Genomic DNA, 15,012 nt, shown 5'->3' with positions numbered 1-15,012 from the left:
CCGGGAGGCGCTACGGTGTGGGAAGACCCATCGGTTCCGAGCCATGTGCTGATGGGGACTGGAGGACGTGGTGACCGATTCGGAGGAGCCCCGCGTACGACTGCCGCAGCTGAAACTCGACGAACTGCTGGAGGAGCTGCAGGCTCGGATCAGCGCAGCCCGCGGCACACAGGATCGCGTGCAAGGTCTGCTGGAGGCGGTCCTCTCCGTCGGCCGCGAGCTCGACCTGGAGCAGGTCCTGCACTCCATCGTGGAGGCGGCCGCGGTGCTCGTGAACGCCGAGTACGCCGCCCTCGGCGTCATCGGACCGGACGGCACACGGCTGTCCGCCTTCCACACGGTGGGCGTCACCGCGGAGCAGATCGCCGCGATCGGCCCCTATCCGGAAGGACACGGCATCCTCGGCGAGCTGATCCGGCACCCGCAGCCGCTGCGGCTCGGCAAGATCTCCGCACACGTGTCCTCCTACGGCTTCCCGCCGGGCCACCCGCCGATGAACAGCTTCCTCGGCGTCCCGATCCGGGTCCGCGACCAGGTCTTCGGCAACCTCTACCTGACCGAGAAGCGCGGCGGGCGGGAGTTCGACGAGGAGGACGAGTCGGTGCTGTCCACGCTGGCCGTGGCCGCCGGCGTGGCCATCGACAACGCACGCCTGTACGAGGACTCCAGGCTGCGCGAGCGCTGGCAGCGCGCGAACGCGGAGATCAGCCACAGCCTGATGTCCGGCATCGACCGTGCCGAGTCCCTGAACCTGATCGCCGAGCGTGCCCGGGAGATCTCGGGCTCGGCCCTGGCGGCGGTCGCCATGCCCATGGAGGGCACGAAGTCGCTCACCGTGGAGATCGCCGTCGGAGTGGACGCGGAGGCGCACCGGGGACTGGTGCTGCCCATGGACGCGAGCCTCATGGGGCTGGCGTACACCGCGACCGCCCCGGTCACCAGCGACGACGTGGTCCACGACGAGCGAATCACCCCCGAACCGCCGCGCTTCGATGGGCTCGGACCCGCCGTGGCCGTCCCGATCGGCACGGGCGAGAACGGCGTGCGTGGCGTCGTGCTGGTGGCCCGCGAAGCCGGCCGGCCGGTCTTCCTCCAGAAGGAGACCGAGTTGCTGCAGGGGTTCGCCGCCCAGGCCGCGATCGCGATGGAGCTCGCCGACCGCAGGCATGACGCCCAGCAGATCGCGCTGCTGGAGGACCGCGACCGCATCGCCCGGGACCTGCACGACCTCGCCATCCAGCGGCTGTTCGCCACCGGGATGACCCTGCAGAGCGCGGGCCGATTCATCGAACATCCCGAGGCCGCCGAGCGGGTGCTGCGGGCCGTGGACGACCTCGACGAGACCATCAAGATCATCAGGTCGACGATCTTCGGGTTGCGGGCGCACACGGGCCCCTCGAGCAGCGGACTGCGGGCGAGGGTCGTCCGCGCCGCCGGCGAAGCCACCCCCGTGCTGGGCTTCGCCCCCAGCGTGCGCATGGAAGGCCTGGTCGACACCGACGTGCCGCCGGAGATCGCCGACCATGTCGTCGCCGTGCTGACCGAGGCCCTCACCAACATCGCCCGGCACGCCCACGCCGACCGGGCCCAGGTGACGCTGACGACCGACGGCCGCGAGGTGCGTCTGCGGGTCGCGGACAATGGCGTGGGCATCCCTTCCGGCGGCCGGCGCAGCGGCCTGCTCAACATGGCCGAACGGGCGGACAACCTCGGCGGACGGCTCGAGGTGACCAGCCCCGAGGGAGGCGGTTCGGCACTGGACTGGCACGTTCCGCTGCCCGCCGGGTAGGCCGCGTGGTCCTCGGTCCCCTCGCCGCCGGGCGCGCAGGGCCGACGGGGGCACGGGATCGGGACCACTCGGCCCATGTCACCAACGGCTCCGCCGCCGCAGCCTGAAGGTGTCCGAAGACGGCACCCACGCCTCTGGAGGACGCCATGAACGGCACTCCGGCCCTGGTGAACGACGTGATGACCCACCGGGTCGTCGCCCTGCGCACAGGGGCGGCCTTCAAGGACATCGTGAAGGTCATGCGCGACTGGCAGGTCAGCGCCCTGCCGGTGCTGGACGATGCGGGCCGGGTCGTCGGCGTCGTCTCCGAGAGTGATCTGCTGGCCAAGCAGGAGTACCAGGACGGTGACATCGGCCGGTACGGGCAGATCCGCCACCCCGCGGAGGTCGGCAAGGCGGACGCGGTGACCGCCGCCGAGCTGATGACCGCCCCGGCTGTCACCGTGGCGCCCGACGCCACGCTCGCCCACGCCGCGCGCCTCATGGCCCGCGCCCGGGTCAAGCGACTGCCCGTCGTCGGCCGTGACTTCGCTCTCCGTGGCATCGTCAGCCGCTCCGACCTGCTGAAGGTCTTTCTGCGGGACGACGAGGACATCGCCGAGGAGGTCCGGCGCGAGGTCGTCGTACGCCTCTTCGGCCCGCGCGCCGTCACCGTCCGGGTGGAGGTGTACGACGGTGTCGTGACACTGGCCGGCCGGGTCCGTGAGACGGCCCTGGTCCCGCTCGCCGCCCGGCTCGCACGGGCCGTGGCGGGCGTGGTGGACGTGCACTGCGCACTGGCCGGACCGCCCCGCCGTCCGGACCTCGACCCCGACCTCCCCGAGGCCGGCAGGGCGCCCACGCCCTGACGGACGGCGCACGACAGGAGGCGGCGACGATGACGCGGAAACCTCCCACGGCGGCCGGCCGGGTACGGCTCTGGCGCTGGCGCCGCAATCCGCTCAGGCGGCGCAGCGACCTCGTCGAGGGCTGGGTCGTGCTCGCCGCCTGGCTGCTCGTCCTCGTCGGCGGAGGCCTCGCGGGCGTCGTGGCGGCCCAGGTCACCGACTCGGCGTTCGCGGCGCGGGCGGCCCGGGCGCATGCCGTGTCCGCCGTACTCACCGACGACGCGCCGAAGACGCCTGTCACCGCCGGCGGGTACGACGACGGCCGTGTGTCGGCCGCCGTGCGCTGGACGGACCCGGACGGATCCGTGCACACGGGCCGGACACAGATCTACCCGGGAGCCCCGGCGGGCACCCCGGTGGCCGTGTGGGCGGATCGCGCCGGCCATCTGGTCTCGGCACCGGTCACCGGTGAGGCGGCGACCGTGCAGGCGGCCCTGACCGGCGCCCTCGTGGCCGTACCGGCCGGTGCGGCTGTCTGGACCGTGGGGTGGGTGGTCCGCTCCCGGCTCGTGCGGCGGCGCATGGCCGAATGGGACGAGGAGTGGAAGCAGATCGGGCCGGAGTGGGGGAACCTGAGCGGAGGGCGGGGCTGAACGCGGATGCGGCCGTCGGTGCGTCACCGACGGCCGCACAGGCCTGCACAGGTTTGTCGTCTTGTCGGCACTCGGCTTTGTCGTCTTGTCGGCACTCGGCTCGTCACTCGGCACCGGACGCGGTGAGCCGGCAGTCCACGCCCACGACGCCCTCCACGCCGCGTGTCATGCGCGCGGCGAGCTGGATCCGCGCGGGGTCCTGCACCCGCCCGGTCAGGGTCGCGACGCCCTCGGTGACCACGACGTGGACCGGTTCGACCGGGGCCGGGAAGAGCGGGTCGACGACATCGCGCCGGATCTCGTCGGCCAGGTCGTTGTCCGGCCGCAGGAACACCTTCAGCAGGTCCCCGCGGCTGACCACGCCTTCCAGCACGCCCTCCGCGTTCACCACGGGCAGGCGTTTGACGTGCCGCAGCGCCATGATGCGTGCGGCCTCGGCCAGCGCGGCGTCGGCGTGCACGGTGACTGCCGGGGTGCTCATCACCTCCTCGGCGCACACGGCCCCCGCCTTGGCCAGGTCCGGCAGCCGGTGCAGTTGCGTGAACCGGTCCGGGTCGCTGTCCCGGAACTCCTCCTTGGGCAGCAGGTCGGCCTCGGACACCACGCCGACCACCCGGCCGTCGCCCTCCAGCACGGGCAGGGCGCTGACCTGCCACTGCTCCATGCGCTCGACGATCTCCTTGAACGGAGCCTTGCGGCCCACGGCGACGGCGGCTCGCGTCATCACGTCGCTCACCCGGTGCGGGCTGCTGTCCATCGCGCTCTCCTCACAGGACCGGGGTCACGTCAGACTGCCGCTGCCGTAGGGGGCGTAGAGGTCGAGCAGCCGGACCCGGGAGGCATGCAGCCGCTGGGCGACCACACGCCCGACCCAGACGGCGATCGCGCGCCCGAATTCCGGGTCCTCCGCGCACGTCGCCCGTACGGCCTCGGCGTCGAACTCCCAGGCCCGCACCGGGCTCATGGCCTCGGCGCCCAGGTGCCAGAGGTACGGCGGGAAGTGCCAGGACCAGCCGACCAGTTCGCCGTAGCCGAGGGTCTCGATGACGGCGGTCCGGCGGCCCGGTATGTGCAGGTCGAGGGCGACGGTGCCGGTGCGCACGATCCAGAACCGGTCGGCGCGCCGGCCCTCCTCGAACAGACGGGTCCCGGCCTCGAAGGAGACGTCGTGGGCCAGGCGCAGCAGCCGTTCGCGGTGCATGGGCTCAAGAGCCGCGCTCATGGTGGTGGTGGAGGTCATCGCACCGGCTCCCTTCGTGGCTTCTGCTCCCAGCGTGGGCCCGTCCGGCCGAGGGCGCCACGGGCCACTCGGGCCGGGCCGGGGGTCCTTCGGCCCCGGGACGGACGAACGGCCGGCCGACGGGTCGCGACAGGCTCGAAAGGGCGGCACGGCGTCCGCGACCTCGCACATTGTCGGCACGCACAGCACGGCGAGAGACACCATGAGCGGCTCCACCCGCCCGGCGGAGGGCGTCGTCCGGCACCGGACCGCCACGGCACCCGGACCCACGGCTCCGTCACGGCATGACAGGGCGGGAAGGACGCCACGAGAACCGGCGGTACGGCAGGGACGCCGAGGGCCCCGGCGCGGAACTCCGCGCCGGGGCCCTGGCCGAGCAGTGGGCGCCGGATCAGCCGTTGTGGTCCTTCGACCCCGTCGCCGTCTTCGAGTAGGCGTCGTGCCAGGCGGCCTTGGCTCCGGAGTCGCCGATCCGGTAGACGTCCACGACCGCTCCCATCGCGACGGCCAGCGAGAGCACACCGACGACGATCCGTACCGGCAGGGCGGACCAGCGCGTGCCGTTGCCCTGTCCGGGCTCGGCGGGAGTGCGCCGCCCCGCCCACCACACGACCGCCGCCAGTACGAACAGGCCCAGCGCCCACGGCAGCAGTCCGTCGCCCAGCTCGGTGTGCCGGCGTACCAGGGCGTCATCCTCCACGTGTCGTTCGAGCCACTCTCCGGCGTGCGTGGTCAGCGGCACGCCGGCCAGGGCCACGAAGGCGAGCACCGGGAGCAGGACGCCCAGCCGCCGGGCGGCGCGCGGCCAGAGCGCGGCCGTCACCAGAGCCAGCGCGGTGAGGGGTATCAGCACGACGACCACGTGGACGAACAGGACATGGGCGGGCAGACCGTTGATCAGAGTCATCCAGGGGCTCCTGAGGGGGGTGTGGGCGCGCGCCAGCCTTACACGGCCACCTCTCAGTCAGCTCTGAGCCATTCAAGCCACAGGGAGCTCGCGGCGGAGACTTCGCCACGGCACTCCAGGGGCCGGACGAGGGTGACCACCGGGCGCACAACGCCCGTTCAGACAGCTCGAGTTGAGCGGTGCGACGGATCTCTCGTCGTCGGGGTGCCGGAAGAGGTGCAGCAGTGATCGGCCGGGCGGCCTCGGGAGGGGTGCCGCCGGGACCGGGCCGGGGCTCGCCTGAGCAGGCGGCGCTCGTGCAGCGCCGTGGCGTACGCGTCCGCCGTCCCACCGGGCCTCCATCCGCCTGCTCAGCACTCGATGACGTTGACGGCGAGTCCGCCGCGGGCCGTCTCCTTGTACTTGACCTTCATGTCGGCGCCGGTCTCCTTCATGGTCTTGATCACCTTGTCGAGGGAGACGTGGTGGCGGCCGTCGCCGCGCAGGGCCATCCGGGCGGCGGTCACGGCCTTGACCGCGGCCATGCCGTTGCGCTCGATGCACGGGATCTGGACCAGGCCGCCGACCGGGTCGCAGGTCAGGCCGAGGTTGTGCTCCATGCCGATCTCGGCCGCGTTCTCCACCTGCTCCGGGGAGCCGCCCAGCACCTCGGCGAGGCCGCCCGCCGCCATCGAGCAGGCGGAGCCGACCTCGCCCTGACAGCCGACCTCGGCGCCGGAGATGGAGGCGTTCTCCTTGAAGAGCATGCCGATGGCGCCGGCGGCGAGGAGGAAGCGGACGATGCCGTCCTCGTCGGCGCCGGGCACGAAGTTCCGGTAGTAGTGCAGGACCGCCGGGATGATGCCGGCCGCGCCGTTCGTCGGGGCGGTCACGACCCGGCCGCCGGCGGCGTTCTCCTCGTTCACCGCCATCGCGTAGAGCGTCACCCACTCCATCGCGCTGCTCGCCGGGCCGCCCTCGCTGCGCAGCGCCCGGGCCGCCGCCGCGGCCCGCCGACGGACCTTCAGGCCGCCGGGGAGGATGCCCTCGCGGGACAGGCCGCGGGAGACGCAGCCCTCCATGACCCGCCAGATCTCCAGCAGACCCGTGCGGATCTCGTCCTCGGTGCGCCAGGCCTTCTCGTTCTCCAGCATCAGCGCGGAGAATGACAGGCCGGTGTCACGGGTGAGTCGCAGCAGCTCGTCACCCGTGCGGAACGGGTGGGCCAACTCGGTGTCGTCGGCCTTGATCCGGTCGGCCCCCACGGCGTCCTCGTCGACGACGAAGCCGCCGCCGACCGAGTAGTACGTCTTCTCCAGCAGCGGCAGCCCGTCGGCGTCGTACGCGAACAGGGTCATTCCGTTGGCGTGGTACGGCAGTGCGCGCCGACGGTGCAGGACCAGCTGGGTCGAGGCGTCGAAGTCGATCTCGTGGCCAGAGCCGATCTCGGCGCCGAGGAGACGGATGCGCCCGGTGGTGCGGATCCGCTCCACGTCCAGGTCGGCCTGGGTGACGTCGACGGTGTGCGGTTCGTTGCCCTCCAGGCCGAGCAGGACGGCCTTGGGGGTGCCGTGGCCGTGGCCGGTGGCCCCGAGGGAGCCGAACAGCTCCGCTCGTACCGCGGCGGTCTGGGCGAGTGCGCCGTCCTTCTTCAGCCGGGCGGCGAACATCGCGGCGGCGCGCATCGGGCCGACGGTGTGCGAGCTGGACGGGCCGATGCCGATGGAGAACAGGTCGAAGACGCTGATTGCCACGCCGTACTCCGTGGGGTGGGCGGGAGTGCCCGAGCGGTCCCGGGGCACTCCCCTGCGGGAGGGTTGTCGGTTACCGGCCGGGGTGGGCCGCGGCCGCGGTGATGCCGGCGGTGGCGTTGGCCTCGTCCACGACGAGCCACGCGTGGTCCCTGGCGTAGCGCAGGTGCCGCGGAATCCTCATGGCGAGCTCCCGGTGGGACCGGATGGGGAGTTGACGCGCAGGGTCATGGGAGGGCGGGTACGGCGGCGGGGGCAAGTGTGCGGCGGAGCCGGTTGAACAGCTTCGGCTGGTTCAGGGAGAGCACCGCGACCGGGGTGTCCTCGCGCCGGTAGACGGCGGTGAAGGAACGGCTGTCGAGGTCGCCGTCCACGACCTGCGGCTCCGCGCCGGGAGCGACGTGTCCGGCGAGCTGGATGCGCACCTGGTACTGGTCGGACCAGAAGTACGGCGCGGTGACCGGGGCGGGGGCCGGCACACCCGAGAGCAGGGTGCGGGCGGCGGTCGTCGCCTGTTGCGTGGCGTTGCTCCAGTGCTCGATGCGGGCGTGCCGTCCGGTGAACGGGTTGGGGCAGCGAGCGACGTCACCGACGGCGACCACGCCCGGGACGCCGGTGGCGCAGCCGGCGTCGCACACCACGCCGTCGTCCACCTCGACGCCGGAACCGGCGAGCCAGTCGGTGGCGGGCCGTACGCCCACCCCGGCCACCACGATGTCGGCGGGCAGCACGCGCCCGTCCGCCAGCCGCACTCCGGTGACCCGGTCCTCGCCGATGAGTCCCGCCACGCCGGTTCCGCACAGCAGGCCGACCCCGTGATCGCTGTGGAGGGCGGAGCACACCAGCCCCATCTCGCGCCCCAGTTGGCGTTCCAGCGGTACGGCGAGCGCCTCGACGACGGTGACGTGAAGCCCCAGCCGGTGGGCGGTGGACGCCACTTCGGCACCGATGAAGCCGGCGCCGATGACGACGACCCGGGGCAGACCGTTCAACAGCTCGGCGCGCAGGGCGGTGGCGTCGTCCAGGGTGCGCAGGGTGTGGACGCCGGCCAGGCCGTCGGTACCGGGGAGTGTCCGCGGGGCGGCGCCGGTCGCAATGACGACGCCTTCGGTGCGCACGTGCCGGCCTCCGGCCAGAGTGACGGTACGGGCGGCGGGGTCGAGCCGCACCGCGCGCTCGCCGAGCAGCCACTGCACGTCCAGGTCCGCGTACTCGTCCGCATCGCCGAGGGCGAGGGCGTCGGCGTCGATGTCGCCCTTGAGGAAGTCCTTGGACAGCGGCGGCCGGTCGTAGGGGGCGTGCCGCTCCTCGCCGACGACGACGATCCCGCCGTCGTAGCCCTGTGCGCGCAGCGCGCGGACCGTGCTCAGGCCTGCCAGTGACGCCCCGACGACGGTGATGCTCCTCATGCGGGCTCTCCGAGGATGTGGAGCCGTCGGCCGCACGGTGACAGCCCGTACGGCGACGGCGTGAGAGGTGACGGTCTCGAATGGATGGCTCGAATTGGTTGCCTCACCCGCATGTCTCAGATGACACAACATCATTCGCTATACGCAACATGCTTCCCGGTGCTTCGGGTCACTGTCAAGGGGAAGGGAGGCAGCAGTCCCCGATGGCGAAGAGAATTGCGCATCGCGCAACACCGTGAGGTGGCAGATGGACGGGCGATACCGGGGGCAGGTGGCGTGCAGCGGCGTACGCGACGGCTCCACGGCACCCGCGAAGACAAGAGTTGTTGCGCATGGCGCATCTTCTTGTACCAAGCAGAACGCGCCTCTTGACCCGGCACCATCTGCACCGGAAACATGTTGCGTATCACTCTCATCGTTGCGTATTGCGCACTAACGGAGGATGTCATGTCTCCTCGCCCGCAGCCCGGCCGCGAGTTCGTCCTCACCCTCTCGTGCCCCGACCGGGCCGGACTCGTCCACGCCGTCACCAGCTTCCTCGTGAGTCACTCAGGCAACATCCTCGAGAGCCAGCAGTTCGACGACCGTCTGCAGGACCGCTTCTTCATGCGGGTGCACTTCGAGGTCTCGGACCCGGCCACACGCCTGGAGCACCTGCACACCGGCTTCGGCCCCGTCGCGGAGGCGTACCGGATCACGTGGCAGCTGCGCGACGCCTCCACCCCGACCCGCACCCTGATCATGGTGTCGAAGTTCGGTCACTGCCTGAACGACCTGCTCTTCCGCCAGTCCACGGGCTCGCTGAACATCGAGATCCCGGCGATCGTCTCCAACCACCGCGAATTCGAGCCACTGGCGCGGAACTACGGCATCCCCTTCCACCACGTCCCGGTGACCCCGCAGACCAAGGGCGAGGCGGAGGCCCGGCTGCTGGAGCTCGTCGCCGAGATCGACGTCGACCTGGTGGTGCTCGCCCGCTACATGCAGATCCTCTCCGACGACCTGTGCAAGCGACTCGACGGCCGGGCCATCAACATCCACCATTCCTTCCTGCCGAGCTTCAAGGGCGCCCGGCCGTACGTGCAGGCGCACCGGCGCGGGGTCAAACTCGTCGGGGCCACGGCGCACTACGTCACCCCCGACCTCGACGAAGGCCCGATCATCGAACAGGACGTCGTCCGCGTGAACCACTCCCACACGCCGGACGAGTTGGTCGCCATGGGCCGCGATGTCGAGGCCCGGGTCCTCTCGCGCGCCGTGCAGTGGCACAGCGAGAGCCGTGTGCTGTCCAACGGCAACTGCACGGTCGTCTTCCACTGACACCGCCCAGAGCGCGGCCCGGCGAACCACCGACGACGGCTCCCCTCCCGGGGAGCCGTCGTATAGCCTCCCTCTGTCCTTCCTCCGCGACGCGTGGGCCGCACGGGACGGCAGTGCGTATAGTTGCGCTATGAGCAACCACGCCGCAGATAGCGAAACAGCTGCACCGGCGGTGAACGGGGTGCAGTCCGTCGACCGTGCCGTCAGCGTCCTGGAGATCCTCGCCCAGCGCGGCGAGGCGGGTGTCAGCGAGGTCGCCGCCGAGATCGACGTGCACAAGTCGACGGCGTTCCGTCTGCTCGGCGCACTGGAGGCACGTGGTCTGGTCGAGCAGACCGCGGAGCGCGGCAAGTACCGGCTCGGCTTCGGCATCGTGCGCCTGGCCGGGGCGGTCACGGGCCGCCTCGACATCACACAGCAGGGCCGGGAGGTGTGCGAGCGGCTCAGCGAGGAGATCGGCGAGACCGTCAACATCGCCGTCCTCCAGGAGCACTACGCCGTCAATCTGTACCAGGTGCGCGGACCGGGCGCCGTCGGCACCCACAACTGGGTCGGGCAGCTCACCCCGGTGCACGCCACGTCCAGCGGCAAGATCCTGCTCGCACACCTGCCCACGCAGGAGCGTGCCGAGGTGCTCGCGGCCTCCGGGCTGCGGAAGCACACCCCGCACACCCTGACCGCCCGGACGAAGCTGGAGAAGAACCTCACCGAGGCGCGCGAACGCGGGTACGCGGTGACGCTGGAGGAACTCGAGATCGGACTGCACGCCATGGCGGCCCCGATCCGTTCCCATCACGGCGAGGTCATCGCCGCCCTCAGCGCCTCCGGCCCCGCCTACCGCTTCACCGAGGAGCGCATCCACGAGCTGGCACCCCTGCTGATCAAGGGTGCGGAGGAGATCAGCCACCGGATGGGCTACGTGGGCTGAGGCCCGTTCATTGCCAGGGCAGCAGCTCCCAGCTGTGCTCGGGCACCTTGGCGAAGCCCAGCCCGGGCCGACGATCAGGCAGGCACCGGCGCGGGCACCGGCTCCTCGCGTAGTTCCGCCGAGCGGGCTCAGGTCAGCCGCACCTCGAAGTCCGCACAGACCGCCCGGAAGCGCGCGGACTCCAGGGCGGCATCGCTGGTCACATCGAGGAGGCCGGTGGAGACGCGGTCGCCGAAACCGGCCGGGGAACGGCGGTGCCGGGCCGGCTGTCCGCGTCTGCCCGGCACCTCCGAGTCAGCTCCGCCGCCCTGCCGGGCCGCTCACCGGTATTCGACGGCCGCGTCCAGGAGCCAGTCCGCCAGGTAGCCGGCGAAGGAGGAGCGCACCAGTACCCAGAAGCCGGCCCTGGGCTCGTCGCGGGCCACCAGGACGACCTGGGTGCGGGCCAGCGTCGTCTGGGCGCAGCGACCGGGGCCGAAGGCACGCGGGTGCAGGTCCAGCGCGCAGCCGTGGGCCAACAGGTCGCGAGCGCGGGGCCCGGCGACCAGCAGGGTGGTGCGCTGGGCCGAGACGTCGGTGACGGAGACCGGTTCGTCCGCCGCCGAGCGGATCCGGCTCTCCAGGTCCCGCTCGGTGCCCCGCCGGCCGACCACCAGCCATTCGTCGGGGCCGAGCCACACCGCGGTCACGTCCCCCGCGTGCACGACGGTGTTGGGTTCCAGGGGCAGTTGGAAGCCCAGGGCGAGTCCGACGGCGTCCGCCGCCGGGCCCTTGGCGTCGAGGCGGACGTTCACCTGGGCCAGGAAGGGGAGTTCGGCCAGGCGGATCGCGCCCCGGGAGGAGCGCGTCGCGGCGGCCAGGCGGTGGGCGGCGTCGGCCAGGGGGCTGCGCTGCCATGCGGTCAGGGCGGTGTCAGCCATCGCGGCGGGCTCCCTCGGGGTCGTAGAGGACGGGGCTTGCGACGGTCACCGGGACCAGCCGGTCGCCGACGGGTGCGAAGAGTCGGTCGCCGATCCGGTCCCGGCCGCCCTTGATCAGGGCCAGTGCGAAGGTCCGGCCGAGCGCCGCGCTCCGGTAGCTGGAGGTGACATGGCCGAGCATCGGCACGGGCGGGGCGGGCAGTTCGCCGTCGGGGACCAGGTGCGTGCCCTCCGGGAGGAAGACGGCCGGGTCCTCGGGGAGCAGCCCGACGAGGTGCTTGCGGTCGGGACGGACGGTGTCGGGGCGGCCGTAGGAGCGCTTGCCGATGAAGTCGGGCTTCTTCTTCGACACCGCCCAGCCCATGCCGAGGTCCTGCGGGGTGACCGTGCCGTCGGTGTCCTGGCCGACGATCGGGTAGCCCTTCTCGGCGCGGAGGACGTGCATGGTCTCGGTGCCGTAGGGGGTGATGCCGTACGGGGCCCCGGCCTCGTACAGCGCCTCCCACAGTGCGAGGGCGTCCCACGGTGACACGTTGATCTCGTAGGCGAGTTCGCCGGAGAAGCTGATCCGGCACACGCGCGCGTCGATGCCGGCGACGGTCGTGTCCCGCCACGCCATGAACGGGAAGTCCTCGTTGCTCACGGACAGTTGGGGTGCGAGCGAACCGAGCACCGCACGGGAGCGCGGGCCGACGAGGGCAACGGTGGCCCACTGCTCCGTGACCGAGGTGCAGTGGACCTGCAGTTCGGGCCACTCGGTCTGCAGCCACTCCTCCATCCAGTCCAGGACGGCCGCCGCGTTGCCGGTCGTGGTGGTGACCAGGAAGCGGTCCTGGGCGAGCCGGATGACCGTGCCATCGTCGAAGACCATCCCGTCCAGGCGGCACATCACGCCGTAGCGGATCATGCCGACCTTCAGGGTGCTCATCATGTTGGTGTAGAGCAGGTCGAGGAAGACCGCCGCGTCCGGGCCCTGCACGTCGATCTTGCCGAGGGTGGAGGCGTCCATGAAGGCCACGCCCCCGCGGGCCGCACGGCACTCGCGCAGCACGGCGGTCTCCATGTCCTCGCCGTCCTGGGGATAGTACCAGGGCCGCTTCCACTGGCCGACGTTCTCGAACAGCGCGCCGTGCCCCACGTGCCACCCGTGCAGGGCCGTCGTACGGACCGGGTCGCTCAGCGCGCCACGGTCGCGCCCCGCGAGGGCGGCGAAGGAGACCGGGGTGTACGGCGGCCGGAAGGTCGGCAGGCCGAGCGCCGAGATGTCCACGCCGAGGAGTTCGGCGACGACCCCGCTCGCCAGCACGCCGGCCGTCCTGCCCTGGTCGCCCCCGGTGCCGGCGGTGGTGTAGCGCTTGGTGTGCTCCACCGAGCGCAGGCCCGCGCCCGTCGCCCGCGCGAGGTCGTCGACCGTGACGTCGCGCTGGAGGTCGACGAACCGGGGGGCGCCGGTGCCGGTCGGGATGGTGAAGACCTGCGTGGGCGGGGTGTACGGCTGGGCGGCCACGGCCGGGAGGGCGGGCGTCCCGGCCGTGTAGCCCTCCGCCTCGACGGCTCGGGCGCCGGCCGCCGCGCCCTGTGCGAGGACCGTGGCGAGGTCGAAGGCGCCGTTCGCGCTGCCCGCGACCTCCACCGCCTGACGACCGCTGCCGGGCACGAACGTGCCGAGCGCGTCGTCGTGACGGAGCTTGCCGCCCGACTGGCTGAACAGGTGCGCGACCGGGTTCCAGCCGCCGGAGACGAGGAGCAGGTCGACGGCGAACTCCCGCTGTCCGGTGGACTGCCGGTCTCCGGCGGCCTCCCCGTACGGGGCCACCGTCACGGCGGTGAGGCGGGCCCCGCCCTCCGTGCCGGTGACCGCGTGTCCGGCCAGCACCTCGATTCCGGCGGACCGGGCACGCTCCGCCCACTCCCCCGGCTCGGGCCGGGTGTCGACGATCGCTGCGAGGTCCACGCCCGCCGCCGCCAGGTCGAGTGCGGCGGCGTAGGCGCTGTCGTTGGTGGTGAACACGACCGCGTGCCGGCCGGGCAGCACGGCGTACCGGTGGAGGTACGTCCGGGCCGAGGAGGCCAGCATCACGCCGGGGCGGTCGTTGTCGCCGAACGCCAGCGAACGCTCGTGGGCGCCGGTCGCGAGGACCACGCGCCGCGCCCGGATCCGCCAGACCCGCTCGCGGGAGACGTTCGCCGGGGCATCGGCGCCGAGGTGGCTGGTGCGGCGCTCGACGGCGAGCAGGTGGTTGTCGTCGTAGTGGCCGAAGACGGTGGTGCGGCGCAGGACGCGTACCTCGGGGGCCGCTTCGAGCCGTGCGCGCGTCGCCTGGACCCAGTCGAGGTGCTCGCCGGTGCCGAGCAGGCTGCCGCCGGGCTCCGGCTGGTCGTCGGCGAGGATGACACGTGCACCGGTGTGCGCCGCCGCCTCGGCGGCGGCCAGGCCGGCCGGGCCCGCGCCGACGACCAGGAGGTCGCAGTGTGCGTGTACGGCGTCGTAGCGGGCGGGGTCGGGTTCGGTGGCGAGCCGGCCCTGGCCCGGGAGGCTGCTCGCGACGAGGCCGTCGTAGAGCTCGACGGTCGTGGCGGGGAGCATGGGCTCGGGGAAGGGCTCCTCGATCTGGACGACCGCGTTGGGTTCCTCCCCACCGGCCGAGAAGATGCCGCGGGGGCGCCCGAGCCTGATGCTGGTGGCGGCCTGGATGACGCCATTGGCCAGGAGGGCGGAGGCCAGGGTGTCGCCCCGGTGGCCCTGGTGTGCGATGCCGTCGAAGGTGAAGGTGAGGGGGGCGTCGCGGTCGATTCGGCCGCCGGTGGGGGTGCGGAATGGTTCGCCCCCGCCGCCCCTGCCCGTCCCGTCCTGAAGGGGCTCCGCCCCTTCGAGCGCGCTGGGGACTGCGCCCCCGGGCCCCCGTTCGGCCTGAACGGCCTCGTCCTCGCGCTCCCCCAGAGGGGGTACCCCCGGACGGGCTGATGCGGCCGAAGCCGGCTGAGAAGTCACCGGACGCGGCCCCACCGTCTCCGGACGCGACTCCCCCATCCTGTAGACGGCGAGGACCTCGTTGGTCGCCGTGTCCCGCACCGCGTTGAACCACCGGCGGCAGCCTGCCGCGTGGCTCCACCGCTCGGCGAACGGGCCCTTGGGGTTGTCGCGGAAGAACAGGTAGCGCGCCCACTCCTCGTCGCTGAGGGCGGCGGGGTCCTCGGGGTAGGGGACGTGGGCCTGGCCGCCGTAGTGGAACTCGGCCTCGTCACGGGGCCCGCACCACGGGCAGGGGATCAGCAGCATGGTTCGGCT

The 15,012-nt window shown here is 72.4% G+C and carries 14 protein-coding genes; 6 read left to right on the top strand and 8 right to left on the bottom strand.

Going from position 1 to position 15,012, the window contains the following annotated elements; genetic code table 11:
• Positions 1-70 precede the first annotated feature (70 nt).
• The 3 genes from ACWGJ5_RS38595 to ACWGJ5_RS38585 all read left to right on the top strand — a co-directional run bounded on the left by ACWGJ5_RS38595 (position 71) and on the right by ACWGJ5_RS38585 (position 3,269).
• Entirely contained in the window at positions 71-1,789 is a 1,719-nt protein-coding gene (locus ACWGJ5_RS38595; protein ID WP_453314292.1) for a sensor histidine kinase, read from the top strand.
• A 146-nt stretch (positions 1,790-1,935) separates the two neighbouring features.
• Entirely contained in the window at positions 1,936-2,637 is a 702-nt protein-coding gene (locus tag ACWGJ5_RS38590) for a CBS domain-containing protein (protein WP_453314291.1), read from the top strand.
• A 29-nt stretch (positions 2,638-2,666) separates the two neighbouring features.
• Positions 2,667-3,269 (top strand): Rv1733c family protein, encoded by a 603-nt coding sequence (locus ACWGJ5_RS38585; RefSeq protein ID WP_453314290.1) that lies wholly within the window; start codon positions 2,667-2,669, stop codon positions 3,267-3,269.
• 103 nt (positions 3,270-3,372) lie between these two features.
• On the opposite strand, the gene ACWGJ5_RS38580 is transcribed toward ACWGJ5_RS38585, so the two are convergent.
• A complete protein-coding gene (locus ACWGJ5_RS38580) occupies positions 3,373-4,026 on the bottom strand; it encodes a CBS domain-containing protein (protein ID WP_453314289.1) in 654 nt (217 codons plus the stop codon).
• 24 nt (positions 4,027-4,050) lie between these two features.
• Positions 4,051-4,509, bottom strand: a complete 459-nt coding sequence (locus ACWGJ5_RS38575) for a Crp/Fnr family transcriptional regulator (protein ID WP_453314288.1) — start codon at positions 4,507-4,509, stop codon at positions 4,051-4,053.
• A gap of 284 nt (positions 4,510-4,793) precedes the next feature.
• On the opposite strand from ACWGJ5_RS38575, the gene ACWGJ5_RS38570 reads away from it, so the two are divergent.
• Complete coding sequence (locus ACWGJ5_RS38570; protein WP_453314287.1) at positions 4,794-4,943, top strand: hypothetical protein; 150 nt, start codon at positions 4,794-4,796, stop codon at positions 4,941-4,943.
• Here the strand turns inward: ACWGJ5_RS38570 and ACWGJ5_RS38565 are convergent.
• From ACWGJ5_RS38565 to ACWGJ5_RS38555, 3 genes are all read right to left on the bottom strand, one after another.
• A complete protein-coding gene (locus ACWGJ5_RS38565; RefSeq protein WP_453314286.1) occupies positions 4,901-5,416 on the bottom strand; it encodes a DUF2231 domain-containing protein in 516 nt (171 codons plus the stop codon). The two genes, ACWGJ5_RS38570 and ACWGJ5_RS38565, sit on opposite strands and share 43 nt — an antisense overlap.
• Positions 5,417-5,766: 350 nt before the next feature.
• Positions 5,767-7,149 carry an L-serine ammonia-lyase gene (locus tag ACWGJ5_RS38560; protein ID WP_453314285.1) on the bottom strand — a complete coding sequence of 461 codons (1,383 nt, stop codon included), beginning with the start codon at positions 7,147-7,149 and terminating at the stop codon, positions 5,767-5,769.
• Positions 7,150-7,373: 224 nt separating this feature from the next.
• Positions 7,374-8,555 carry an NAD(P)/FAD-dependent oxidoreductase gene (locus ACWGJ5_RS38555; RefSeq protein WP_453314284.1) on the bottom strand — a complete coding sequence of 394 codons (1,182 nt, stop codon included), beginning with the start codon at positions 8,553-8,555 and terminating at the stop codon, positions 7,374-7,376.
• Between the two features lie 447 nt (positions 8,556-9,002).
• Here ACWGJ5_RS38555 and purU point away from each other — a divergent pair, with 447 nt between their 5' ends.
• Positions 9,003-9,875 carry a formyltetrahydrofolate deformylase gene (purU, locus tag ACWGJ5_RS38550; RefSeq protein WP_453314283.1) on the top strand — a complete coding sequence of 291 codons (873 nt, stop codon included), beginning with the start codon at positions 9,003-9,005 and terminating at the stop codon, positions 9,873-9,875.
• Positions 9,876-10,005: 130 nt separating this feature from the next.
• Positions 10,006-10,803: an IclR family transcriptional regulator gene (locus ACWGJ5_RS38545; RefSeq protein ID WP_453314282.1), complete on the top strand. Its 798-nt coding sequence runs from the start codon at positions 10,006-10,008 to the stop codon at positions 10,801-10,803.
• 128 nt (positions 10,804-10,931) lie between these two features.
• On the opposite strand, the gene ACWGJ5_RS38540 is transcribed toward ACWGJ5_RS38545, so the two are convergent.
• Genes ACWGJ5_RS38540 through ACWGJ5_RS38530 form a run of 3 tightly spaced genes read right to left on the bottom strand, consistent with a single transcriptional unit; the run spans position 10,932 to position 15,003 of the window.
• Entirely contained in the window at positions 10,932-11,090 is a 159-nt protein-coding gene (locus ACWGJ5_RS38540; RefSeq protein WP_453314340.1) for a hypothetical protein, read from the bottom strand.
• A 33-nt stretch (positions 11,091-11,123) separates the two neighbouring features.
• Positions 11,124-11,723 (bottom strand): sarcosine oxidase subunit gamma, encoded by a 600-nt coding sequence (locus tag ACWGJ5_RS38535; RefSeq protein ID WP_453314281.1) that lies wholly within the window; start codon positions 11,721-11,723, stop codon positions 11,124-11,126.
• Positions 11,716-15,003 (bottom strand): sarcosine oxidase subunit delta family protein, encoded by a 3,288-nt coding sequence (locus ACWGJ5_RS38530; protein ID WP_453314280.1) that lies wholly within the window; start codon positions 15,001-15,003, stop codon positions 11,716-11,718. Before ACWGJ5_RS38530 ends, ACWGJ5_RS38535 begins: the two co-directional genes overlap by 8 nt.
• Between the last annotated feature and the right edge of the window lie 9 nt (positions 15,004-15,012).

The sequence above is a fragment of the Streptomyces sp. NPDC054783 genome, from assembly GCF_053611725.1.
The sequence above is the reverse complement of the archived record's forward strand: the minus strand, read 5'-3'. Positions and strand labels throughout refer to the sequence as shown.